We start from the raw sequence: 21,839 nt of genomic DNA on the forward strand, positions 1-21,839 counted from the left end.
CGGAGGACACAAGATGTTGATGTACCCCCCGCTCAAAGCCGAGATCCTTCGGCAGCCCGACCCGCCGAGCTCCACCCTGTCCGCCCTGCCGGGCGGCCAGGCCGAGTTGGCCCGCCGTGCCGTCCTGATGCAGGTGCCGGGCCAGCAGGCCGCACCGCTGTCCAGCGGCCTCCGGTTGCGTCCGGAGCCGCCGGTGCGGCCGGCCTCCTGGTTCGACAAGGTCTAGCCGCGCCCCATCCGGCCGGGATTCAACAGCCCGTCCGGATCCAGCGCCGCCTTGACCCGCGCCCCGATGGCGGCGAGCGCGGCCGGCTCGGGCGGCAGCACCGGCACCGCCAGGCGCAGCGCCTCCGGCGCGCGGAACAGGGTGAAGGTGCCGCCCGCCGTCCTCGCCGCCTGCATCACCGCCTGATGCGCCGCCTCCGTCGCCGGGCCCGCCACCCAGACCAGCCCGCCGCCCCAGTCCAGCAGCAGCCGGGCGTCGAAGGCACGGGCCAGCGCCTCGGCCGCCGCCGGCGCGGCGGAGGGCCGCAGCGACAGCCGCCACACCGCCTCGCCGGGTTCCGCCTGCAGCAGCCGCGCCTCGCGGATGTCCTTCCACAGCGACTCGGAGGCCGCCTGCTCCAGCAGCGTCACCGCGCCGTAGGCAGCCAGGGCAGCGCGCAGCACCGCCGAGCGGTGCGGCAGGAACTGGGAAAAATCCTCCAGCCGCAGGAGGGCAACCGGGCCGGGCAGCCCGTGCCCTCCGGCCGGTAGCAGCGCGGCGCCGCTGGTGCCGAAGGGGCTGCCCAACCCGGCCGCCAGCGCCGCCACCCCGGCGGAGAGGGACGGCACGGCGATGGCGAGCGTCAGGCTGGCTTCCGGCCGCGGCACCAGCTTCAGGGTGATCTCGGTCAGGATGCCCAGCGTCCCCTGGCTGCCGGCCAGCAGCTTGCACAGGTCCAGCCCGGTGACGTTCTTGTGCACCCGCCCGCCGGAGCGGATCACCTCCGCCCGCCCGGTCACCGCCCGCACGCCCAGCACCTGGTCGCGCAGCGCGCCGCCGACGCCGATGCGGCGGGGGCCCGACAGGTTGCCGGCCACCAGCCCGCCCAGTGTCGGCGGCGTCGCCACGCCGAACAGCCCGGAGAAATCCGGCGGCTCGGCGGCCAGCATCTGGCGGTTGGCGTCGAGCGCCGCCTCGATCGCCGGCAAGGGCGTGCCGGCGAGCGCCGAGAGCACCAGCTCCTGCGGCCGGTACAGCGTCACGCCCGAGAGATGGCGCAGCGACAGCCGCGCCGCCGCCTGCACCGGGCCCAGGCTGCCGGCGCGGCCATTGTTGCCGCAGATGGCGAGCGGCGCGCGCGCCGCCCGGGCCTGGGCCACGGCCGCGACCACGCCCGCCTCGTCGGCCGGCGCCCAATCGGAAGCCATGCTCATGCGCGGCGCTCCAGGATCGGATTGCCGGCCAGCGGAAAGACCTTGGCAGGGTTGAGCAGCCATTGCGGGTCGAAGGCCGATTTGATGGCGCGCTGCTGGGCCAGCTCGATCTCGGAGAACTGCACGCCCATCAGGTCGCGCTTCTCGACGCCGACGCCGTGCTCACCGGTCAGGCAGCCGCCGACCTCGACGCAGAGCTTCAGGATGTCGGCACCAAAGGCCTCGGCCTTCCGAAAACTCTCCGGGTCGTTGGCGTCGAACATGATCAGCGGATGCAGGTTGCCGTCGCCGGCATGGAAGATGTTGGCGACCTTCAGCCCGTAATCGTCGGACATCTCCTGCATGCGCTTCAGCACGCGCGGCAGCTCGCCGGTCGGGATGGTGCCGTCCATGCAGAGATAGTCCGGGCTGATCCGCCCGACCGCCCCGAAGGCGCCCTTGCGGCCCTTCCAGATCGCGAGGCTTTCCTCGGCTGTCTCGGCGACGCGCAGCGAGATCGGATCGAACCGCCCGCATATTTCTTTTAGTTTGCCCAGCAGGAAGTCTTGCTCCGCCGTGTTGCCCTCGACCTCGATGATGAGAAGAGACTCCGCATCGAGCGGGTAGCCGGCATGGGCAAAAGCCTCGCAGGCATGGATCGCCGGGCGGTCCATGAATTCCAGGGCGACGGGAATGATGCCGCTGGCGATGATGGCATCCACCACCTCGCCGGCGACCTCGTTGCTGCGATAGGCGGCGAGCATCGCCCGCGCCCCTTCCGCCGCCCGCAGGATGCGCACCGTCACCTCGGTGACGATGCCGAGCTGCCCCTCGCTGCCGGTGATCAGCCCGAGCCAGTCATAGCCGGCCGCGTCCAGATGCGCGCCGCCGATGTCGATGACCTCGCCCTCGATGGTGACCAGCCTGACGCCCAGCAGGTTGCCCGCCGTCACCCCGTATTTCAGGCAATGCGCGCCGCCGGAATTCATCATGACATTGCCGCCGATCATGCAGGCCAGCTGGCTCGACGGGTCGGGGGCATAGAAGAAGCCGTCGGCGGCGACCGCCTGGGTGATGCCGATATTGGTGACGCCGGCCTCCACCACCGCCAGCCGGTCGGCATAATCGACCTCCAGGATGCGGTTCATCCGCATCAGCCCGATCACCACCCCGTCCTCCAGCGGCAGGGCGCCGCCCGACAGGCTGGTGCCGGCGCCGCGCGGGATCACCCGGATGTTGTTCTGGTGGCAGTAGCGCAGCACGCCGGCGACCTGCTCGGTGCTGGTCGGCAGCACCACGGCCAGCGGCGGCTGGCGATAGGCCGAGAGCCCGTCCGTCTCATAGGCTTTCAGCCGCACAGGGTCGCCGATCACCCCCTGGCCCAGCGGCCCGTCCGGCACCAGCGCCCGCAGCCCTTCCAGGATCTCCGCCCGCCGCGCCAGCACGGCCGGGTCGGGCTTCGGCAATTCGATCATGTCCGCGCACTCCCTGCGCGAACCATGACCCCCCGCCCGCCGGCCAGCAAGCGGGCACAAAAAAACGCTGCCCTGGTGCGCACCAGGGCAGCGTTTTCCGGAAGTCTCCGCAGAGAGCGGCCTGGGCTCAGCCCTGGCGCGCCTTCAGGCGGGGGTTCTTCTTGTTGAGCACGTACAGACGGCCGCGGCGGCGAACCACAACGCAGTTCTTGTCGCGCGTCTTGGCGCTCTTCAGGCTGTTACGGATCTTCATCGGGGCACCCTCTTAGAGCGGGCGCGTGTAAGGGGCCTGGGCCGGCCTGTCAATCGAGTCGAGATCCGCGCCCCCGGATTCCACGGCCGCCGGCCGGCCCGGCCGCCGCTGCCGGACTGCAACGACCCGGCGCCAGGCGGCTGATTCAGCCGCCGGAAATCGCCGCCGCCAAAGCGGGCGCCATGCTGCGGAACTCCGCCGCCCGCGGCGAATGGGCGCGCCAGGCGAGGCCCAGGCCGCGCGTCTGCGGCGTGTCCAGCGGCTTCAGCAGCACCGAGGCGCCGGCCAGCACGCCGCCCTCCACCGCGAGTCGGGGCAGCAGCGTCACGCCGAGGCCCCCGGCCACCATCTGCACCAGGGTGTGCAGGCTGGTCGCCGCGAAGCCGTCGCTGCTGACCGCCGCCTGCAGCCCGCAGGCCGCCAGCGTGTGGTCGCGCAGGCAATGCCCGTCCTCCAGCAGCAGCATCCGCTCGCTGGCCAGCGCCGCCACCGGCACGCTGGGCTCCGCCGCCAGCCGGTGGCCCTGCGGCAGCGCGGCGAGGAAGGGGTCCTCCGCCACCCGCAGCGTCTCCGCCTCCGGCAAGGCGGCCGGCAGCGCCAGCAGCAGCAGGTCGAGCCGCCCGGCCGCCAGATCCTCGGCCAGCCGGTCGGTCATGTCCTCGCGCAGCCAGAGCTGCAGCCGCGGGAAGGCCTCGCGCAGCGCCGGCATCAGCCGCGGCAGCAGGAAGGGCCCGATGGTCGGGATCACCCCCAGCCGCAGCGGGCCGGAGAGCGGGTCGCGCGCCGCGGCGGCGGTCTCGGCCACCGCCGCCAGCGCCGCCAGCGCCTGGCGCGCGCGTTCCACCAGCTGCAGGCCGAGCGGGGTGAAGACCGGGCGCTTGGCCGGGCCGCGCTCCAGGATGGCGGCGTCGAGCTGGCGTTCCAGCGCGATGATGCCGGCCGAGAGGGTCGACTGCGTCACCGCGCAGGCGCGCGCCGCCCGGCCGAAATGGCCATGGTCGGCGAGACCCACGAGATAGCGCAGCTGCTGGGGACTGGGCAGCGGGGTCATCGATCCAGCCGATGGTTTCGTCGAAAACTATTCATTGGCATGTGTGCGGCGCAGCATACATAACAGGCTACACCGCGGCGAGAGGGGGCCTGTTCCATCGGAGCTGCCCCCGGTGCCGCGACGAAAAGCTTTCGAGAACGGAGAGATCCACGATGCTGACGGTTGGCGACAAGTTCCCCGCGTTCAAGCTCACCGCCGTGAAGGGTGGCCCGGAGGGCCTCGAGGGCCCGGGCAAGTCCTTCGTCGAGATCACCAACGAGTCGGATGCCGGCAAGTGGAAGATCGTCTTCTTCTGGCCGAAGGACTTCACCTTCATCTGCCCGACCGAGATCGCCGCCTTCGGCAAGCTGAACGGCGAGTTCGCCGATCGTGACGCCGTGCTCTACGGCGCCTCGACCGACAGCGAGTTCGTGCACCTGAACTGGCGCGTCCACAACAAGGACATCAACGACCTGCCGATCCCGATGCTGGCCGACACCAAGCGCGAGCTGTCGACGGCGCTGGGCATCCTCGACAAGAACGAGGGCGTGGCACTGCGCGCCACCTTCATCGTCGACCCCGAGGGCACCATCCAGTGGGCCTCGGTGAACGGCCTGAACGTCGGCCGCAACCCGCAGGAAGTGGTCCGCGTCCTCGACGCGCTGCAGACCGACGAGCTCTGCCCCTGCAACTGGAACAAGGGCACCGACACCCTGAAGCCGCAGGAGCTGTTCCAGGCCGCCTGATCCGGAGCGGGCCTGCCCCTGGGACTAATCCCCTTGGGCAGGCCTCTCCCCGCGGCCGCCGCATCCCGGCGGGCCGCGGCGGTGCGCCGAACCGGCCCGTGCCGGCTCCGCCGACCGCCCCTTTCCCCCCTCCCCCCTCTCTCTCCCCATCGTCCTCCCGCCAGACCGAAGGAAACCTTCGCATGTCGTTCGAAGCCCTGCGCGCCAGCCTGCCGGACTATGCCCGGGACCTGAAGCTCAACCTCGGCAGCCTGGCCACCGAGCCGGTGCTGACGGCGCAGCAGCTCGCCGGCACCTTCATCGCCAGCGCCATCGCCAGCCGCAACGCCGTGGTCACCCAGGCGATCGTCGCCGAGTTCGGCCCGAAGCTCTCGGCCGAGGCGCTGGTCGCCGCCAAGGCCGCCGCCGCGATCATGGGCATGAACAATGTCTATTACCGCTTTACCCATCTGGTGGGCGGCGACTATCCGGGCCTGCCGGCCAAGCTGCGGATGAACGTCATGGCCAAGCCGGGCGTCGAGAAGGTGGATTTCGAGCTCTGGTCGCTCGCCGTCTCCGCCATCAATGGCTGCGGCATGTGCATGGAGAGCCACGAGAAGGTGGTCCGCCATGGCGGCCTGTCCAGCGAGCAGGTGCAGGCCGCGGTGCGCATCGCCGCCGTGGTGCATGCGGTGGCCGGCGTGGTCGAGGCGGAAGCCGCCCTGTCTGCCTGATCAGCCAGACTGGAATGCCTATTCGGGCAGTGCGGAGAATATTCTTCTCCCACGCCCCGGGGAACGGAGCCGGGCCATGCCCGGCTTCTGCCGTTTTTTAGGGCATTTTTATCGAAATCGCGGGACCATTCGTTTGCCATGCGTTCATCGCATGGCGTTACGCTGCAAATGCAGGCAATTTCTGTGCTGCACCGCGAAAAACTGCTTGCACACGAATGACTGCATGGCTATCTTCCATCTCGCAGCAGCACAGTACGCTGTGCGGCTGTCTTTCTTGGACGTTTCCTCCCTAAACTCGGCGGTGCTTCGGCACCGCCTTTTTTTTGCGCTTTTGCCGGGGAAGGCGACAGGCCTGGAACGTCGCGGGCGGATGGCAGGCGCCCGGCCTCAGGCGCGCAGGATCGACCAGTCCATGCCCGCCAGGGCCGCGATCAGGCTGGTCAGGTCGTGCTGCAGCCGCGCCATCGCCGGCAGCCGCTCGATCGCCGCCTCGTCCATGTAGAGGCTGCGGGCGATCTCGATCTGCAGCACATGCACCGCCTCGCGCGGGCGGCCGTAATGGCGGGTGACATAGCCGCCGGCATAGGGGTCGTTCCGCCGCACCCGGTAGCCCATGCCCCAGAGCTGCTCCTCCACCCGGCGCACCGCCTTGGTGGCGCAGGCGGTGCCATGCGCGTCGCCCAGCACCATGTCCGGCGCATGCGCCGGCAGGCCGGGATGGGCGGGCATCGAATGGCAGTCGATCACCAGGCAGCAGCCGAAGGCGGCGCGGGTCTCGGCGATCAGCTCGGCCAGCGCCGCGTGATAGGGCTGCCAGCAGCGCTGCACCCGCGCCTCGGCCTCGGCGAAGGCCAGGCGGCGGCGATAGACCGGCTGGCCGCTGGCGACGACGCGGGCGATGGTGCCGAGCCCGGCGCCGACCCGGGGGCTGGCGCTGTTCACCCAGGCCGGCAGCGGCCCGTCGAACATGCTGGGGTCGAGTTCCCAGGGCTCGCGATTCGCGTCGCAATAGACCCGCGGGAAGGTCGCCGCCAGCAGCGGCAGGCCGAGATCGGGGGCGGCGGCGAACAGCTCCTCGACGAAGCTGTCCTCGGAACGGCGCACCGCCAGCGCGTCCAGCCGCGATTCTGCCAGGAACTCGGCCGGGTAGACGCGGCCGGAATGCGGCGAGGCGAAGACCAGCGGCGCGCGCTGCCGGTTCGGGCGCAGCAACGTGAAGGGGCCGGGCGCGGATTGCCCGGCGAGGAGCGCCAGCGGGAGATCCATGATCGGCGGCCATCAAGCCACAGCCCAGGGCCGCTGTCACGACCGGCCACGCGGCCGCCCGCGGGCCGGGAAGAAATTGCGATTGTTTCGCGGCCAGCCCTTGCCTGCCCGTCGTCGCCGCGCTAGTTAGCCGCCCCACCGGTGAGGGCGCGTAGCTCAGCGGGAGAGCGTCCCCCTGACACGGGGAAGGTCACAGGTTCAATCCCTGTCGCGCCCACCACTCCCGGTTCATCCCCCCGACAATCCGCTCCGTTTCGCCCGAAGGCCCGGCGCCTTGCGGGCGATGTCGCGCGTCCGGCCGCCGGAGCGGCGCGGGCAGCCGGCGCCCCCCCTGCCGGCCGGGACAGCCCGGAGATTGCGCCGGGCCCGATGCTTCCGAAAGAAACATGCAGGCCCGTCGGGCCAGCCTTGCCGAAAGTAAGAAAGGCACTGTCTTGACCCCTGGCGGATTGGGCCGCACACCAGCGGCCATTCACGAGATGCCCCGGGGGAACGCCATGCATCGCCGCCACCTGCTGCTGGCCACCGCGGCCGGCCTCGCCGCACCGGCCCTTGCCCGTGCCCAGGGCGCCGCGGTGACCATGCGCCTGTCGCACCAGTATCCGCCCAGCCACCAACATGCCGGCATCCTCAATGCCTTCGCCGAGCGGGTGAAGGCGAAGAGCCAGGGCGCCATCGACGTGCAGGTCTTCCCGGCCGAGCAGCTGGCCCGCGCCGGCGAGAACTTTCCGGCTGTTGCCCGGGGCGCCTTCGAGGCGGCGGCGGCGGTGAACTTCCAGTGGGGCAATACCCTGCCGGAGATGAACGTCATCACCCTGCCCTATCTCTTCACCGGGCTGGAGCGGATCAGGAAGTTCCCCGGCTCGCCGGTGGCGCAGCACCTGGAAGGCCTGCTGCAGAAGCGCGCGGTGCGCAACCTGATGTGGCTCTACACCACCCGCCGCGCCATCTTCACCAGCGGCCGCAAGCCGATCGTCACCACCGACGACTTCAAGGGGCTGAAGATCCGCGGCCTCAACGCGCTGACCGACCATGCGCTGACCGCGGTGGGCGCCGCCCCCTCCTCGATGCCCGGGCCGGAAGTGCCGCAGGCGCTGCAGTCGGGCGTGCTGGATGCCGGGCTGACCGATGTCTCCGCCGCCGTCTCGCGCCGCTTCTACGAGTTCCAGAAGTTCGGCACGGTGACCAACTGGTTCTGCGTCTTCACCCATGTCTATGTGAACCCGCGCTGGTTCGACGCGCTGAAGCCCGAGCACCGCGCCATCATCGTGGCCGAGGCCCAGCAGGCCGAGCGCGACCAGATCCCGGTGACCGAGGAGGTCGCCGCCAAGGCGCTCGAGGAGCTGCGCGCCCGCGGCATGACCGTGCACGAGCAGACGCCGGCGGAAGAGGCCGCCTGGTCGGCCGCCATGCAGAAGCCGGTGGTCGATGCCTTCCTGCGGCTGGCCCCCGACAATGGCGCCCGCGCCATCGAGCTGCTGCGCGCGTTGTGAGCGCCACGCGACCGCCCCTCTCCCCGCTGGCGCGGCAGCTGTCGGCGGTGGCCTCGGTCACCGCCCAGGCGGCCGGCGCGCTCGGCGCCGTGGCGACGCTGCTCTGCCTGGTCCTCGTCGCCTATTCGGTCGGCGCGCGCTATCTCGCCGGCCTGCCGCAGCCCTGGATCGACAAGGCGGCGGGCTGGCTGGTGGTGGGCCTGGTGCTGCTCGCCGCCCCCGAGGCGCAGCGCCGCTTCGAGCATATCGGCGTCGACGTCCTCACCGAGCGCCTGAAGGGCCGCGCCGCCCGGATCATGCGGCTGCTGGGCACGCTGTCGGTGGCCCTCGTCGCCGGCATCCTGCTCTCGGCCGGGCTGGAGGCGGTGGAGTTCAGCCGCATGATCGGCATCATGACCGAGATCGAGGGCGTCCCCGTCTGGTGGATCCAGGCGATGCTGCCGCTCGGCGCGGCACTGCTGCTGGTGGTCTCCCTGGCGCAGTCGGTGATCCTGGCGCTCGGCCAGGACCCCGACTTCCTGCCCGACGGTTCCGAGGAGCTGCCGCGCGACACCCTCGCCCGCGGCGAATGAGAGCGGCCCGAATTCCATGACCTTCCTGCTGCTGCTCGCGGCGCTCTTCGTGCTGCTCTATCTCGGCCTGCCGATGTTCGCGGCCCTGTTCCTGCTGCCGCTCGCCGTGCTGCTCTATGTCGAGGGCGGGCTGCCGGCGCTGGGCGAGCTCGTCATCGGCCAGCTCGACGGCTACCTGCTGGTGGCCATCCCGCTGTTCATGCTGATGGCGCATGTGATGGTGCGCGGGCGGGTGGTCGACGACCTCTACGCCGCCGCCTTCTCGCTGCTGCGCGGGGTGCGCGGTGGCGTCGGCATCGCCACCGTCGCCGCCTGCACCATCTTCGCCGCCATCTCCGGCTCCTCGGTCGCCACCGCCCTGACGGTCGGCAAGATCGCCATCCCGCAGATGCTGCGCTACGGCATGTCGCGGAAAGGCGCCTTCGGCGTGGTCGCCGGCGGCGGCACGCTGGGCATCCTGATCCCGCCCTCGGCGCCGATGGTGCTCTACGCCTATGTCACCGAGACCAGCGTCGGCGCGCTGTTCCTGGCCGGGCTGATCCCCGGGCTGATGATGGCGGTGATGTTCGCGCTCTACTGCTTCATCACCGAGGGCCGCGCCGTGGCCCCGGCCGACGACCCGCCGCCCGAGAACATCGCCGTCTCGCTGCGGCGCGCCGGCTGGAGCCTGTCGCTGCCGATCTTCGTGCTCGGCGGCATCTATCTCGGCATCTTCACCGCCACCGAGGCGGCCGGCACCGGCACGCTCTACGCCCTGCTGATCGCCGCCCTCATCTACAAGACCATGACCTGGCGCGACCTGATCGACGGCGTGCAGGAAGCCACCCGCACCAGCGCCATGCTGCTGATGATCATCGCGGCGGCGGCCATCTACGGCTACATGCTGACCAAGCTGCGGGTGCCGCAGGAGCTGACCGCGCTGGTGCTCGACTGGGGCCTGTCGCGCACCGGCTTCCTGATCGCCATGATGGTGCTGCTGTTCCTGCTGGGGCTGGTGCTGGAGAGCTTCTCCATCATCCTGCTGACCATGCCGGCGATCCTGCCGGTGCTGGCGCAGCTCGGCATCGATAAGGTCTGGTACGGCATCCTGCTGACCATCAGCCTGGAGATGGCGCTGATCTCGCCGCCGGTGGCGATGAACCTGGTGGTGATCAAGGCGATCACCGGCGCCCCGCTGGCCGAGGTCAACCAGTCCATCATCCCCTACATGCTGATGCTGGCCTTCGGCACCGCGCTGCTCATCATCTTTCCGGATATCGCGCTGTGGCTGCCGCGGGTGGCGGGGTACGGCGGCTGACCCGCCTGTGGCCTTGAGCGCCAAGGAATGGCGGGGTCCGGGGTGACCCTGTCACCCCGGCGGGGGTCTGGGGGCGGAGCCCCCAGCCGGCTAAAGCACTTCCTTCAATGCCGCCATCAGCGCTTCAATCATCGCGTCGTCATGGAACGGCGTGGCGCAAAGCCGCAACCGTTCCGTGCCGCGCGGCACGGTCGGGTAGTTGATCGGCGTCACATACAGGGAAAACTCTTCCAGCAGCCGGCGGGCGACGGCGCGGCAGCGGTCGGCGCCGGGGACCGGGATGGGGACGATGTGGCTCTCGCTCGGCAGGCGGGACAGGCCGCTGGCGTCCAGCGCCGCCTTCAGCGCGGCGGCGCGCCCGGCCAGGCGGTCGCGCAGGGCAGCATCGGCGCGGATCTGGCGGATGCTGGCCAGCGCCGCCGCGGTCACCGTCGGCGGCAGGGCGGTGGTGAAGATCAGCCCGCCGGCGACCGAGCGGACATAATCCACCAGCGAAGCCTCGCCGGCGATATAGCCGCCATAGACGCCGATGCCCTTGGCCAGCGTGCCCTCGATGATGTCGATGCGCTGCGCCGCCGCGTCGCGCTCGGCGATGCCCGCGCCCTGCGTGCCGTAGAGGCCGACGGCATGCACCTCGTCCAGATAGGTGAGGGCGCCGAAGCGGTCGGCCAGGTCGCAGATCGCGTGCAGCGGCGCGATGTCGCCTTCCATCGAATAGACGCTCTCGCAGGCGATGACCTTCGGCGTCGCCGGGTCGGCGGCGGCCAGGAGTTCCTCCAGATGCGCCAGGTCGTTGTGGCGCCAGATGTGGCGGCGGGCCGGGCTGCGCCGCATGCCGTCGATCATCGAGGCATGGTTCATCGCGTCGGAGAACACTTCCATCGAAGGCAGCGCGGCCAACAGCGAAGAAAGCGCCGCCTGGTTGGCCTGGTAGCCGCTGCCGAAGAGCAGCGCCGCCGGCTTGCCGTGCCAGTCGGCGAGCTCTGCCTCCAGCGCGGCATGCAGCGGCGAGGTGCCGGAGATGTTGCGGGTGCCGCCGGCGCCGGCGCCATGCGCCTCGGCCGCCTGGCAGGCGGCCTGGCGCACCGCCGGATGGGTGCCCATGCCGAGATAGTCGTTGGCCGACCAGACGGTGATCTCGCGCGCGGCGCCGCCCGCCGGGTGCCAGCGGTAGCGCGGGAAGCGGCCGGCCAGTTTCTCGAGCTGCGCGAAGTCGCGGTAGCGGCCCTCGGCGCGCAGGCCGCCGAGATGGGTGGCGCAGTGGTCGAGCAGGCTCTGGCGGGTGTTCATGGCGGATAGATAGTCCAGCGTCGCGCCGGCCGCAGCCGCGGAAAAGCGGGGCCGGAAATGCGTCAGGGCCGGGGCAGCCACGCTGCTCCGGCCCTGTCCTGGTCGATCCCGGCGGCCCTCAGCCCGAGAGGGGGAGGAGGACCCGGCGGAGGGGGGTCAGTCGGGGGGCTCCGCGCGGGCCTCGGGCCTCAGGCGCCCGGATCGTCGACTCAGCCGCGGATGCGGCCCGTGCCGAAGCCACCCGAGGCGCTGGCCGAGTTGCCCACCGCCTGCGGCAGGCCGGCCGAATGGGCCTGGGTGGTGGCGACGACGACGCCCAGCGGGCTGCCCTGCGGCGCGGCGGAATTGCCCACCACCAGCGGCGCGCCCTGCTCGGCCGCGCGGGTCACCGGCATGGCATAGGCGAAGGGGCTGCCGGTGGCGGAGGCGTTGTTGGTGTTCTCCAGCAGGTCGCGGGCCTGCGACAGGCTGGGGGCGAGCGCCAGGCCGGCGGCGATGGCAAGGGCGGGGAGAGCGGCGATGCGGATCATGATGGTCATCCTTGAGAGCAGTGAGGCAGGGCTGGCCTGCGGTTGCCCGGAAGATGACCTCTATACCGATCGATTGGAAACGCGATTTTCGAATTTCCGGTATCGGTTTTAATGATGAGTTGCGCGCTATTCTTCTGCCACCGCCTCGGCGGCCCGGATCGCCGCCAGCCCCTCGCGATAGCTCGGATAGCGCCAGGCCAGGCCCAGCGCCGCCTGGGTGGCGCGGCTCGCCACCCGCCGGTTCTCCGCCCAGAAGCTGGCGCCCATCGGCGACATGCCGGCCAGCGCCTGCGCGAAGGGCACCAGCGGCGGCGGCGCCACGCCGAGCAGCCGCGCCGCCTCGGCCACCACATCGGCATTGGCGGCGGGCGTGTCATCGGCCAGGTGCAACACCCGCGCGCCGGCCGCCGGCCGCGAGGCCGCCGCCAGCACCGCGGCGGCGATGTCCTCCACATGGATGCGGGCGAAGTGGTGGCCCGGCTTGTCCACCCGCCGCGCCCGGCCGGCCCGCACCTCGTCCAGCGCACTGCGCCCCGGCCCATAGATCCCGGCGGTGCGGAACAGGTCCAGCGCCACGCCGCGCCGTCCGGCCAGCGCCCGCCATTGCTCCTCCACCGCCAGCCGCCGGCGCGAGCGTTCCTGGCCCGGGGCGGGCGGCGTCGCCTCGTCGACCCAGCCGCCGCCGCGATCGCCATAGACGCCGGTGGTGGAGAGGTAGCCGATCCAGCGCAGCGCGCCGGCGGCCTCGATCGCCGCCTGATGGGCGGCCAGCACCGGGTCCTGCCCCTCCCCCTCCGGCCCCGCCGTGACCAGCAGATGGGTGGCCTCGCCGATCGCCGGCCCGGCGGCATCGAAGGCGAGCAGCGTCACGCCGGGAATCGCCGCCCCGGGCGTCGGCGCGCGCATCGTCCCCGCCACCCGCCATCCCACCGCCAGCCCCGCCCTGGCCACCGCCCGGCCGGCGAATCCCAACCCCAGAATCAGCAGGCTTTGCGGCATGCGCCCCGACCTCCACGAGTGTGATGGAGACCATGTGGCGCTGATCCGCGGCGGAGGCTAGAGTGGCGGCCATGCGAGCCCCCTTCCGCAACGCGCTGCTGGGCGTGTTCGCCGCCGCCATGCTGACCGCGCTTGCCGGCGGCGCCTTCCTGCTGCATGCGCCAGCCATGCCGGAAGCGGCCGAGGCCGGCCATGCGCCCTCGGCCGACGCCGCGCTGCCGCTGCCCCCCGAGCCCCCCCGCCTGGCCGACAGCCCGGAATACGAGGCCTGCCTCGGCCTGCTGCGCGGCGACCCGGAAGGCGCCCTGGCCCGCGCCAGCGAGTGGGAGGAGAAGGGCGGCGGCGACCCCGCCCGCCACTGCATGGCGCTCGGCCTGCTGGCGCTGGGCGAGCCCGAGCGCGCCGCCCCCCGCCTCGAGCGCCTGGCCAGCAGCTCCCAGGCCGGCGCCCCGGCCCGTGCCGCGATCTACGCCCAGGCCGCCCAGGCCTGGATGATGGCGGGCGACACCGCCCGCGCCTATGCCGCCACCACCCTGGCGCTCAGCCTGAGCCCGAACGACACGGCGCTGCTGGTCGACCGCGCCATCGCCGCCGGCGCCATGGGCCGCTACGGCGAGGCGCTGCAGGACCTCGACCACGCCATCGCGACGGATGCCAGCCGCACCGAGGCCTGGGTGTTCCGCGCCGCCGCGCTGCGCCACCTGGACCGCGCCGAGGACGCGATGCGCGATGTCCAGCAGGCGCTGACGCTGGACCCGCGCCACCCGGAAGCCCTGCTGGAACGCGGCATCCTGCGCCAGCTCAAGGGCGACACGCGCGGCGCCAAGGAAGACTGGGAACGCACCATCGCCCTCGCCCCGGACAGCGCGGCAGCCGACCTGGCGATGCAGAACCTGGCACTCAACGAGGCGGGGCCGCGGCGGCGTTGAGAAAAGCCCAGGGGTAGGCCAGGGGAATGAATTCCCCTGGACCCCTTCTTTTTTCTGCTGGCCGGTCGTGACCGGACCTGCGCCACAACGGCACCACCACCCGGGCATCACGGCGGGGCACGGCAGTCTGAGAGAAGACTTCAGGCTTCCTTCTGCACCCGCTGGCTCATCAGGCAGGCCACCACCACGATGGCGCCGCCGGCCAGGGTGGTGATCTCCGGTAGTCTCGACCACAGCAGGAAGTCGGCCAGCATCGCCCAGACCAGGGCAGAGAATTCCAGCGGCGCCAGCTGCGCCACGCTGGCGCGGCGGAAGGCGACCGACAGGCAGATCGTCGCCGCCCCGGCGAAGACGCCATTGGCCGAGAGCGCCAGCCAGTCGCCCGCGCTGGGCGGCACCCACTCCATCGCTGCGAAGGGGGCCAGCACCAGGGCGCCGGGCAGCGCCGACCACAGGATCAGCTTGGACAGCCCGGCCTCGTGGCGCAGCCAGCGGTTGACCGTCAGGACGATGGCGTAGCTGACGGTGCCGAGCAGCGCATAGGCATAGGCCAGCAGGCTGCCGCCGGCCTGCAGCCCCGGCGCCATGGCCACCAGCACGCCGCTGAAGCCGACCGCGCTCCACAGCCAGACCCGGCCGGGCATGGCCTCGCGCAGCACCAGCGCGGCCAGGCCCAGCGTCATGAAGGGCGCGGTGAAATAGACCAGGTAGCCCTCGGCCAGCGGGATCTCGCGCAGCGCCTGGAAGAAGCCGATGGCCGAGCCCAGCATCGCCGCGGCGCGCAGCAGGTGCAGCCAGGGGTGGCGGGTCCCGAGTTCGCCGCCGAGGCCCGGGCGCAGGGCGCGGCCGCCGAACAGCAGCGCCAGCATCACCAGGTGGCGGATCAGCACCACCTGCGCCACGGTATAGGAACCGGCCAGCAGCTTGCTGTTGGCATCCAGCGTGGCGAAGAGGCCGAGCGCCGCCAGCATCAGCACCGAACCCTGCACCGCGCATTCCCCCCGAGCTCAAGGCCGGCTTCTGCGGCGCCGGCGCGGCCGCGTCAATTCCCACCCTTTCCTTGCGCGGCGGGCCAGGGCACAAGCGGCGGGCCATGACCCCTGCCCTCGCCTCCGCCCTGATGCCGCTGATGCGCGGCATGGACCCCGAACGCGCCCACCGCCTGGCGCTGAAGGCGCTGGCCTTCGGCCTGGCCGGCGCCGATTCCTCCACCGACGACCCGGTGCTGGCGACGCGCGCGCTCGGCCTCGACTTCCGCAACCCGATCGGGCTGGCCGCCGGCTTCGACAAGGATGCGGTGGCGGTCGCCGCGCTGATGCGGCTGGGCTTCGGCCTGGTCGAGCCCGGCACCAGCACGCCGCGCCCGCAATCGGGCAATCCGCAGCCGCGGCTGTTCCGCCTGCCCGAGGACGCGGCGGTGATCAACCGCATGGGCATGAACAACGAGGGCGTGCAGGCCTTCGCCAGCCGGCTGGCGGCGCTGAAGCGGCCGCTGCCGGCGGTGCTCGGCGCCAATATCGGCATCAACAAGGAGGGCGCCGAGCCGGAGCGCGACTATCCCGCGCTCTATGCCGCCGTCGCCCCCTTCGCCGATTACGTGACGATCAACGTCTCCTCCCCCAACACGCCGGGGCTGCGCGACCTGCAGGGCGAGGCCAAGCTCGCCGCCATCCTGGCCGCCGTCGCCCTGGTGCGCGCCGCGATGCAGCGGCAGCCACCGGTGCTGGTCAAGATCGCGCCCGACCTGGCCGACGACGCGGTGCCTGCCCTGGTCGAGACCTGCGTGCAGAACGGCGTCGCCGGGCTGATCGTCAGCAACACCACCATCGCCCGCCCGGCCAGCCTGCAGAGCGCCCACAAGGCCGAGACCGGCGGCCTGTCCGGTCAGCCGCTGTTCGAGCCCTCCACCGCGCTGCTGCGTCGGGTCTATGGCCTCGCCGCCGGCCGGCTGACGCTGATCGGCTGCGGCGGTGTCAGCAATGGCGCCCAGGCCTATGCCAAGATCCGCGCCGGCGCCGCGCTGGTGCAGATGTATGCCGCCTTCGCCTATGCCGGCCCGGTGCTGGTGCCGCGCATCAAGCGGGAGCTGGCCGCGCTGCTGAAGCGCGACGGCTTCGCCCATGTCCATGAGGCCGTAGGAGCCGACGCCCGATGAACATCCTGGAAAGCGTCGCGCCGCTCGCCGAGAGCCATGACGGCTTCGTCCTCGACATCTGGGGCGTGCTGCATGACGGCGCCGCGCCCTATCCCGGCGTGCCCGAGGCGCTGCGCGAACTGCGCGCGCGCGGCAAGCGCATCGTGCTGCTGTCCAATGCCCCGCGCCGCTCCTGGTTCGTCGCCAGGAGCCTGACCGCGATGGGCATCGAATCCAGCCTCTACGACGGCATCGTCACCAGCGGCGAGGTGGCCTGGACCCTGCTGCGCGACCGCAAGCACCCCTGGTTCTCGCGCCTGGGCAACCGCGCCTTCCATATCGGCCCGGAGCGCGACCTCTCGGTGATCGAGGAACTGCCGATCACCCTGGCGACCTCGCCCGCCGAGGCCGATTTCCTGCTCAACACCGGCCCCGACCCCGAGCGCGGCCCGCAGAGCGTCGCGCCCTATCGCGACCTGCTGGCGCAATGCGCGGCGGCGAAGCTGCCGATGCTCTGCACCAACCCGGACCGCGCCGTCATGGTCTCCGGCCAGCGGCTGATCTGCGCCGGCGCGCTGGCCGATGTCTATCTCGAGCATGGCGGCGACGTGCTGGAGATCGGCAAGCCCGACGCCATGGTCTACGAGACCGTGCTCTCCACCCTGGCCCTGCCGCCGGCGAAGATCGTCGCCATCGGCGACACGCCGCACACCGACCTGCTGGGCGCCGCCAATGCCGGGATCGACGCGGTCTGGGCGCTGACCGGCCTGGCGCTGAACCATTTCGGGCCGAACCCCACGGCGGAAGCCCTGGCCGCCGAGGCGCAGCGCGAAGGCGTTTCGCCGATCGCGGCGCTGCGCAGCCTGCGCTGGTAGAGAGAAGACAGCGGCAGGCTGCCGCTGTCTTCCGGCAAAGCGGGACGCCGTATGAACACTCAGAGTCCCGCTGTGAAGCCCTGATGACGCCGCCCTCGAGGCGCCGGTCTTTCAACGGCCGGTAGTCAGAAAAAAGAAGGGGGCTTGGGGGAATTCATTCCCCCAACCTGCCCCTGTTCTGGCTTTTCATTCTCCTGTCTCCCGTCGTCGAAACCACCTTCTTTCCCAGCCCCACGACCGGTCGACCCCCTGCCCTGCGATCCGGGCATGGCTCAGGGCACCCCCTTGCCTGGGCCTCCGGCGCCCCCGCCCATAAGCTCGGGGTTATGAGCCCGCGCGACCTTGCCCAGGACCTGCCGCCCGAGCTGGCGCCCTCCCCTGCCCCCCGCCGAGTGCCGACCACCTGGCTGCTGACCCTGCTGATGGGGCTGGGCCCTTTCAGCATGCAGATCCTGATCCCCTCGCTGCCGCTGCTGGCCGGGGTCTTCGCCGTGCCCTATGCCAGCGCGCAGATGACGCTGACCGTCTATCTGGTCGGCATCGCGCTGGGGCAGCTGATCTACGGGCCGCTGTCGGATCGCTTCGGACGGCGGCCGGTGCTGCTGGTGGGGCTGGCGGTCTATGCGCTGGGCTCGCTGGCGGCCTTCCTGGCGCCGAGCATCGGGGCACTGGCGGTGGCGCGGGCGGCACAGGCGGCGGGCGGCTGCGCCGGCATGGTGCTGACGCGCGCCATCATCCGCGACGTGTTTCCGCGCGACCAGGCGGCCAGCAAGGTCGGCTTCGTCATGATGGGCATGACGGTGGCGCCGATGCTGGCGCCGCTGCTGGGGGCCGAGCTGACAGCCCTGTTCGGCTGGCGCTCGACCATGCTGGCCTGCGTCGCCTTCGGCGCCGCGCTGACCCTGCTGGCGCTGCGCCTGCCGGAGACGCTGGCGGTGCCGCAGCCGCTGCCGGGGCTCTCGGGCATCGCCCGGGCCTATCTGCAGCTCGCCCGCATCCGCAGCTTCCGCTGCTACGCCGCCATCACCACCTGCACCACCGGCGTCTTCTTCGCCTTCATGGCCGGCGCGCCCAAGGTGCTGATGGACGGGCTGAACCACACGCCGCGCAGCTATGCCCTGGCCTTCATGACGATTTCCTTCGCCTTCGGCGCCGGCTCCTTCATCGCCGGGCGGTATTCGGCGCGGCTCGGCCTGGCGCGCATGCTGAAGATCGGCCTGCTGGTCAGCACGCTGGGCGCGCTGCTGGGCGTCGCCGGCCAGGCCCTGCTGCCGCTGTCGCTGCTGATCTTCTATCTGCCGATGACCATCGTGGCGCTGGGCAATGGCGTGTCGCAGCCGAACGCGGTGACCGCCGCGGTCAGCGTCAAGCCGCAGCTCGCCGGCACCGCCTCGGGTCTGGTCGGTGCGCTGCAGATGGGCTTCGGCGCGGTGATGACCCTGGTCACCGGCGCGCTGGAGAGCGGCAGCGGCCTGCCCACCGCCGCCGTCATGGCGGCCTGCGCCATCGGCGCCCAGATCGGGCTGCACCAGGTCGACCGCGCGCAGCAGCAGCGCGGCTAGGATCGCCGTCGCAATTTTTTGGGCATATCCCCCCCGCTTTTTCGCGCCCCGCGTTGACCGCCGTGCGCGGGTTTGCAACCTTCGCGCCGTGACCGCCCTGGACCCCGACATCACCCGGCAGCTTGCGGAGGACCTCCCCGCCGAGGTGTTCGCCACCGTGCTGCGCACCTTCGAGACCGACCTGGCCCGGCTGGCGGCGCAGATGCGCGAGGCGGCCGGCAGCGGCGACCTGGAAGGCTATCGCCGCGGCGCGCATGGCCTGGCCGGCGCCGCCGGGGCGATCGGCGCCCGCCGGCTGGAAAGCCTGGCCCGGCAGGCGATGCAGCCGGCGGGCGGGCCGGATCCGGCCATCCTCCTGCCGCAGCTCGGGGACGCCGCCGGCGCCGCCCTGGCGGAACTGGCCGCGCTGGTCGCCAGCCTCTGAAGCCTGCGGGCCCGGGGCGGCATCGCCGCCCCGCCTGGACCCTCAAGGCCAGCCTGGACCCTCAGGCGAACAGCCGCTGCAAGGCCTCGCGCTGCAGCGGCTTCGGCAGGTAGTCGTTCATCCCGGCCTGGCGGCATTGCGCCTCGTATTCGGCGCCGACCGCGGCGGTCAGGCCGATGATGCGGGCGGCCCGGTTCGGCCCGGGCCGGGCGCGGATCGCCCGCGTCGCTTCCAGCCCGTCCATCACCGGCATCTGCAGATCCATCAGGATCAGGTCGTAGGCAGCCTCGGCGGCGCGGGCCAGGGCCTCGGCGCCGTTCTCGGCGATCGTCACGCGGCAGCCCTGGCGCTGCAGCAGCGCGCGCATCACCGCCTGGTTGGTGGCGTTGTCCTCGACCAGCAGCACGGCCTGGCCCTCCGCCGCCGCCGTGCCGGCAAGGGCGGGCAGGCCGGCCGGGAGCGCGGCCGGACAGGCCGGCGCCTGCGGGGCGAACAGGGCCTGGCGCAGCGCCTCGCGCAGCCGGCCGGGCAGGCAGGGCTTCAGCAGCACCGCCTGGACCGGCCCGGCCTCGGGCGTCACGCCTTCGAGGGCCTGGGCCGCCGCGGTGCAGAGCAGCAGCGCCGGCACATTGGCGCCGAGCCCGGCGCGCAGCCGGCGGGCCAGCGCCAGGCCCTCCCGCCCGGTCTCGCCATCGCCGAGCACCACCAGGGTGAAGGGCCGCCCCTCGGCCAGCCCGGTCTGCAGCAGCGGCAGGGCAGCCAGCGGCTCGGCGGCGTGCGGCCGGGTGCCAAGGCCGGCGAGCTGGCGCTGCATCACCTCACGCTCCACCGCCGAGGGCAGCGCCAGCAGCACGCGCTGGCCCTGCAGCGCCGGATCGGGCGGCAGCGGCGGCGCGACCAGGCCGAGCTCCAGGTGAAAGCGGAACTGGCTGCCGCCTCCGGGCCGTGGCGCCGCGCTGATGCCGCCGCCCATCTGCTCGGTCAGGCGGCGGCAGATGGCGAGGCCGAGGCCGGTGCCGCCATAGCGCCGGCTAATCGAGGCATCGGCCTGGGTGAAGCGCTCGAAGAGCTGCGGGATGCGCGCCGGATCGAGGCCGATGCCGGTATCGGCGACGGTGCAGACCAGCCGCCAGGGGGGCGGTCCGCCGGCGGGTGACGCGGGCAACGGCAGCGCCTCGACCTCCAGCTTCACCCAGCCGCTCTCGGTGAACTTCACCGCATTGCCGACCAGGTTGAACAGGATCTGGCGGAAGCGCGCCGGGTCGCCCAGCATCTCGGCCGGCAGGTCGGGCGCCAGGTCGCAGAACAGCTGCACCCCCTTGGCGGCGGCGCGCGGCGCGAAGAGCTCGGCGATGGTGGCGATCTCGGCCTCGGGCGAGAAGGCGATTCGCTCATGCTCCATCACCCCCGCCTCCAGCTTGGAGAAGTCGAGGATGTCGTTCAGCAGCACCAGCAGGTGCTCGGCGCTGCCGCGGATGGTCTCGGCATAGCGGCGCTGCACCGGGTCGAGCGGCGTGTCGATCAGCAGCCCGGCCATGCCGATCACCCCGTTCATCGGCGTGCGGATCTCATGGCTCATGGCGGCCAGGAACTCCTCCTTGGCGCGGCCGCCGGCGCGGGCGCTGGCCTCGCTGGCGGCCAGCGCGGCGCCCTGCCGCTGCAGCGTCGAGGCCTGCCGCGCCAGCAGCCAGAAGCCGCCCAGGATGATGCCGACCATCGCCGCCAGGGCGGTGTAGATCAGCGGGCGGATGCTGCGGGCGAAGGACATGGCGGCGTCGCGGTCGCGCATCGCCTCGACCACGAAGAGGCCGGGCCGCGTCAGGGTGAAGGCGGCGAAGCCTTCCACCCCCTCCTGGTCCAGCCCCTCCCACACCCCGCTCTCGCGCCGCGGCAGGAAGTTGCGGAACGGCCAGGCATTGGCGTTGAGCACGCCGATGCCCTGCGCCTGCCCGTCGGAGCGCGCCAGCAGCAGGCCGTTGAAGCTGTGCAGCCGCAGCGTCACCACGAAGGCGGCGCCGGCGCGGCCGAGCTGGGCGCCGAGCGCCTCCGGGTCGAGCAGCGCCACCACGGCGCCGCGGAAGGCGCCGTTCGGCGCCAGCACCGGGCGGGCCAGCGGGATCGACCATTGCCCGGTGGCGGCGATGCTGGCCGGGGTGCCGCCGCCGGTCGGGCCGAGGAACCGGCCCGCTTCCGGCGGGCCGCTGCGCAGCGCCTGGCCGCCGATGCGCAGCAGGCGGAACCAGTCGCGCGCGCCCAGGCTGTGCTCCAGCATCGCCTCCTGGCTGGCCTGGGCGACGCGGCCCTGCGCATCGGTCAGCAGCAGGCCGCGCAGCACCGGCAGCTCGGCGGCGATGGCGGCGAGCTGCCGGGCCGTCTCGGCCGGGTCGGCGCCGGGCGCCGCGCCCTGCTGCTGGGCGAGCTCGAGCAGGGCGCGGTCGACGCGCTCCAGCTGCTGCGAGAGCTGGTCGGCGACCAGGGTGACGACGCCCTCGGCCAGGCGGGTGCCGCGATAGCTGCCCTCGGCCTCGCTGCGCGACTGCACCAGCGACTGGAAGCCGGCCAGGCACAGCAGCACGGTCACGGCGGCGACGCCGAACAGCCGCCAGGGCCGCGGCTCGGAGGGGCGCAGCGGGCGCAGGCCGAGGAAGCGGCGCCAGCGGTTGACCAGGCTCTCAAGGCGCAGGATCATCGACCATCATCATGGCAGTCAGGCTAGAGCTTGGCGAGGCGCCACCGGAGCCTGCCCGGCAGATTGCCGCAGCGCCTCCCTCGACGGCGGCACCGTAAACAATGCAGCAATGAATGCTAGGTCTTGAGAAAGGCGTCGGGCGGCATTCTTGCGCCGGCGCGGTG

The 21,839-nt window shown here is 72.1% G+C and carries 21 protein-coding genes and 1 tRNA gene; 12 read left to right on the top strand and 10 right to left on the bottom strand.

Annotated features, from left to right (window positions below; translation table 11 throughout):
* The first annotated feature begins 19 nt into the window (after positions 1–19).
* Positions 20–226: a hypothetical protein gene (locus WFI16_RS20495; RefSeq protein WP_419899715.1), complete on the top strand. Its 207-nt coding sequence runs from the start codon at positions 20–22 to the stop codon at positions 224–226.
* Here the strand turns inward: WFI16_RS20495 and WFI16_RS20500 are convergent.
* From WFI16_RS20500 to WFI16_RS20515, 4 genes are all read right to left on the bottom strand, one after another.
* Positions 223–1,419 carry an FAD-binding protein gene (locus tag WFI16_RS20500; protein WP_419899716.1) on the bottom strand — a complete coding sequence of 399 codons (1,197 nt, stop codon included), beginning with the start codon at positions 1,417–1,419 and terminating at the stop codon, positions 223–225. The two genes, WFI16_RS20495 and WFI16_RS20500, sit on opposite strands and share 4 nt — an antisense overlap.
* Positions 1,416–2,873, bottom strand: a complete 1,458-nt coding sequence (locus WFI16_RS20505) for an FAD-linked oxidase C-terminal domain-containing protein (RefSeq protein WP_419899717.1) — start codon at positions 2,871–2,873, stop codon at positions 1,416–1,418. The genes WFI16_RS20500 and WFI16_RS20505 overlap by 4 nt, the downstream gene beginning before the upstream one ends.
* A 127-nt stretch (positions 2,874–3,000) precedes the next feature.
* The gene (ykgO, locus tag WFI16_RS20510; RefSeq protein WP_076960648.1) at positions 3,001–3,126 is read right to left on the bottom strand and encodes a type B 50S ribosomal protein L36; all 126 of its coding nucleotides are present in this window, start codon (positions 3,124–3,126) and stop codon (positions 3,001–3,003) included.
* Between the two features lie 145 nt (positions 3,127–3,271).
* The gene (locus WFI16_RS20515; protein WP_419899718.1) at positions 3,272–4,177 is read right to left on the bottom strand and encodes a hydrogen peroxide-inducible genes activator; all 906 of its coding nucleotides are present in this window, start codon (positions 4,175–4,177) and stop codon (positions 3,272–3,274) included.
* A gap of 152 nt (positions 4,178–4,329) precedes the next feature.
* On the opposite strand from WFI16_RS20515, the gene WFI16_RS20520 reads away from it, so the two are divergent.
* Entirely contained in the window at positions 4,330–4,902 is a 573-nt protein-coding gene (locus WFI16_RS20520) for a peroxiredoxin (protein WP_419899719.1), read from the top strand.
* 182 nt (positions 4,903–5,084) lie between these two features.
* Positions 5,085–5,615 carry a carboxymuconolactone decarboxylase family protein gene (locus tag WFI16_RS20525; protein ID WP_419899720.1) on the top strand — a complete coding sequence of 177 codons (531 nt, stop codon included), beginning with the start codon at positions 5,085–5,087 and terminating at the stop codon, positions 5,613–5,615.
* Positions 5,616–6,002: 387 nt separating this feature from the next.
* On the opposite strand, the gene WFI16_RS20530 is transcribed toward WFI16_RS20525, so the two are convergent.
* Positions 6,003–6,881, bottom strand: coding sequence for an N-formylglutamate amidohydrolase (locus WFI16_RS20530; RefSeq protein WP_419899721.1), 879 nt, complete (start codon positions 6,879–6,881; stop codon positions 6,003–6,005).
* A 145-nt stretch (positions 6,882–7,026) separates the two neighbouring features.
* On the opposite strand from WFI16_RS20530, the gene WFI16_RS20535 reads away from it, so the two are divergent.
* From WFI16_RS20535 to WFI16_RS20550, 4 genes are all read left to right on the top strand, one after another.
* Positions 7,027–7,101: transfer RNA gene (locus tag WFI16_RS20535), tRNA-Val, on the top strand.
* Positions 7,102–7,378: 277 nt separating this feature from the next.
* Complete coding sequence (locus WFI16_RS20540; RefSeq protein WP_419899722.1) at positions 7,379–8,374, top strand: TRAP transporter substrate-binding protein; 996 nt, start codon at positions 7,379–7,381, stop codon at positions 8,372–8,374.
* Positions 8,371–8,946: a TRAP transporter small permease gene (locus tag WFI16_RS20545; RefSeq protein ID WP_419899723.1), complete on the top strand. Its 576-nt coding sequence runs from the start codon at positions 8,371–8,373 to the stop codon at positions 8,944–8,946. The genes WFI16_RS20540 and WFI16_RS20545 overlap by 4 nt, the downstream gene beginning before the upstream one ends.
* A gap of 16 nt (positions 8,947–8,962) precedes the next feature.
* Positions 8,963–10,243 carry a TRAP transporter large permease gene (locus WFI16_RS20550; RefSeq protein WP_419899724.1) on the top strand — a complete coding sequence of 427 codons (1,281 nt, stop codon included), beginning with the start codon at positions 8,963–8,965 and terminating at the stop codon, positions 10,241–10,243.
* Between the two features lie 90 nt (positions 10,244–10,333).
* On the opposite strand, the gene hemA is transcribed toward WFI16_RS20550, so the two are convergent.
* From hemA to WFI16_RS20565, 3 genes are all read right to left on the bottom strand, one after another.
* Entirely contained in the window at positions 10,334–11,533 is a 1,200-nt protein-coding gene (hemA, locus tag WFI16_RS20555) for a 5-aminolevulinate synthase (protein WP_419899725.1), read from the bottom strand.
* 209 nt (positions 11,534–11,742) lie between these two features.
* Positions 11,743–12,063, bottom strand: coding sequence for a glycosyl transferase family 39 (locus WFI16_RS20560; RefSeq protein ID WP_419899726.1), 321 nt, complete (start codon positions 12,061–12,063; stop codon positions 11,743–11,745).
* A gap of 126 nt (positions 12,064–12,189) precedes the next feature.
* Positions 12,190–13,062, bottom strand: coding sequence for an SDR family NAD(P)-dependent oxidoreductase (locus WFI16_RS20565; protein WP_419899727.1), 873 nt, complete (start codon positions 13,060–13,062; stop codon positions 12,190–12,192).
* A 71-nt stretch (positions 13,063–13,133) separates the two neighbouring features.
* On the opposite strand from WFI16_RS20565, the gene WFI16_RS20570 reads away from it, so the two are divergent.
* Positions 13,134–13,991, top strand: a complete 858-nt coding sequence (locus WFI16_RS20570; RefSeq protein WP_419899728.1) for a tetratricopeptide repeat protein — start codon at positions 13,134–13,136, stop codon at positions 13,989–13,991.
* A 140-nt stretch (positions 13,992–14,131) separates the two neighbouring features.
* On the opposite strand, the gene WFI16_RS20575 is transcribed toward WFI16_RS20570, so the two are convergent.
* Positions 14,132–14,980 carry a DMT family transporter gene (locus WFI16_RS20575; RefSeq protein WP_419899729.1) on the bottom strand — a complete coding sequence of 283 codons (849 nt, stop codon included), beginning with the start codon at positions 14,978–14,980 and terminating at the stop codon, positions 14,132–14,134.
* Positions 14,981–15,084: 104 nt separating this feature from the next.
* Here WFI16_RS20575 and WFI16_RS20580 point away from each other — a divergent pair, with 104 nt between their 5' ends.
* The 4 genes from WFI16_RS20580 to WFI16_RS20595 all read left to right on the top strand — a co-directional run bounded on the left by WFI16_RS20580 (position 15,085) and on the right by WFI16_RS20595 (position 18,986).
* The gene (locus WFI16_RS20580; RefSeq protein WP_419899730.1) at positions 15,085–16,146 is read left to right on the top strand and encodes a quinone-dependent dihydroorotate dehydrogenase; all 1,062 of its coding nucleotides are present in this window, start codon (positions 15,085–15,087) and stop codon (positions 16,144–16,146) included.
* Complete coding sequence (locus WFI16_RS20585) at positions 16,143–17,000, top strand: TIGR01459 family HAD-type hydrolase (RefSeq protein ID WP_419899731.1); 858 nt, start codon at positions 16,143–16,145, stop codon at positions 16,998–17,000. Before WFI16_RS20580 ends, WFI16_RS20585 begins: the two co-directional genes overlap by 4 nt.
* A 326-nt stretch (positions 17,001–17,326) precedes the next feature.
* A complete protein-coding gene (locus WFI16_RS20590) occupies positions 17,327–18,562 on the top strand; it encodes a multidrug effflux MFS transporter (protein ID WP_419899732.1) in 1,236 nt (411 codons plus the stop codon).
* 88 nt (positions 18,563–18,650) lie between these two features.
* Complete coding sequence (locus WFI16_RS20595) at positions 18,651–18,986, top strand: Hpt domain-containing protein (protein ID WP_419899733.1); 336 nt, start codon at positions 18,651–18,653, stop codon at positions 18,984–18,986.
* A 61-nt stretch (positions 18,987–19,047) separates the two neighbouring features.
* Here the strand turns inward: WFI16_RS20595 and WFI16_RS20600 are convergent, their stop codons facing one another.
* Entirely contained in the window at positions 19,048–21,675 is a 2,628-nt protein-coding gene (locus tag WFI16_RS20600; protein WP_419899734.1) for a hybrid sensor histidine kinase/response regulator, read from the bottom strand.
* Positions 21,676–21,839: the final 164 nt, after the last annotated feature.

It is taken from the genome of Roseomonas sp. USHLN139, assembly GCF_037145735.1.
Lineage (GTDB): Bacteria > Pseudomonadota > Alphaproteobacteria > Acetobacterales > Acetobacteraceae > Pseudoroseomonas.

Coding starts and splice junctions, on each gene's coding strand:
- WFI16_RS20495 (WP_419899715.1), top strand. CDS start 20: ATGTACCCCCCGCTCAAAGCCGAGATCCTTCGGCAGCCCGACCCGCCG.
- WFI16_RS20500 (WP_419899716.1), bottom strand. CDS start 1,419: ATGAGCATGGCTTCCGATTGGGCGCCGGCCGACGAGGCGGGCGTGGTC.
- WFI16_RS20505 (WP_419899717.1), bottom strand. CDS start 2,873: ATGATCGAATTGCCGAAGCCCGACCCGGCCGTGCTGGCGCGGCGGGCG.
- ykgO (WP_076960648.1), bottom strand. CDS start 3,126: ATGAAGATCCGTAACAGCCTGAAGAGCGCCAAGACGCGCGACAAGAAC.
- WFI16_RS20515 (WP_419899718.1), bottom strand. CDS start 4,177: ATGACCCCGCTGCCCAGTCCCCAGCAGCTGCGCTATCTCGTGGGTCTC.
- WFI16_RS20520 (WP_419899719.1), top strand. CDS start 4,330: ATGCTGACGGTTGGCGACAAGTTCCCCGCGTTCAAGCTCACCGCCGTG.
- WFI16_RS20525 (WP_419899720.1), top strand. CDS start 5,085: ATGTCGTTCGAAGCCCTGCGCGCCAGCCTGCCGGACTATGCCCGGGAC.
- WFI16_RS20530 (WP_419899721.1), bottom strand. CDS start 6,881: ATGGATCTCCCGCTGGCGCTCCTCGCCGGGCAATCCGCGCCCGGCCCC.
- WFI16_RS20540 (WP_419899722.1), top strand. CDS start 7,379: ATGCATCGCCGCCACCTGCTGCTGGCCACCGCGGCCGGCCTCGCCGCA.
- WFI16_RS20550 (WP_419899724.1), top strand. CDS start 8,963: ATGACCTTCCTGCTGCTGCTCGCGGCGCTCTTCGTGCTGCTCTATCTC.
- hemA (WP_419899725.1), bottom strand. CDS start 11,533: ATGAACACCCGCCAGAGCCTGCTCGACCACTGCGCCACCCATCTCGGC.
- WFI16_RS20560 (WP_419899726.1), bottom strand. CDS start 12,063: ATGATCCGCATCGCCGCTCTCCCCGCCCTTGCCATCGCCGCCGGCCTG.
- WFI16_RS20565 (WP_419899727.1), bottom strand. CDS start 13,062: ATGCCGCAAAGCCTGCTGATTCTGGGGTTGGGATTCGCCGGCCGGGCG.
- WFI16_RS20570 (WP_419899728.1), top strand. CDS start 13,134: ATGCGAGCCCCCTTCCGCAACGCGCTGCTGGGCGTGTTCGCCGCCGCC.
- WFI16_RS20580 (WP_419899730.1), top strand. CDS start 15,085: ATGACCCCTGCCCTCGCCTCCGCCCTGATGCCGCTGATGCGCGGCATG.
- WFI16_RS20585 (WP_419899731.1), top strand. CDS start 16,143: ATGAACATCCTGGAAAGCGTCGCGCCGCTCGCCGAGAGCCATGACGGC.
- WFI16_RS20590 (WP_419899732.1), top strand. CDS start 17,327: ATGAGCCCGCGCGACCTTGCCCAGGACCTGCCGCCCGAGCTGGCGCCC.
- WFI16_RS20600 (WP_419899734.1), bottom strand. CDS start 21,675: ATGATCCTGCGCCTTGAGAGCCTGGTCAACCGCTGGCGCCGCTTCCTC.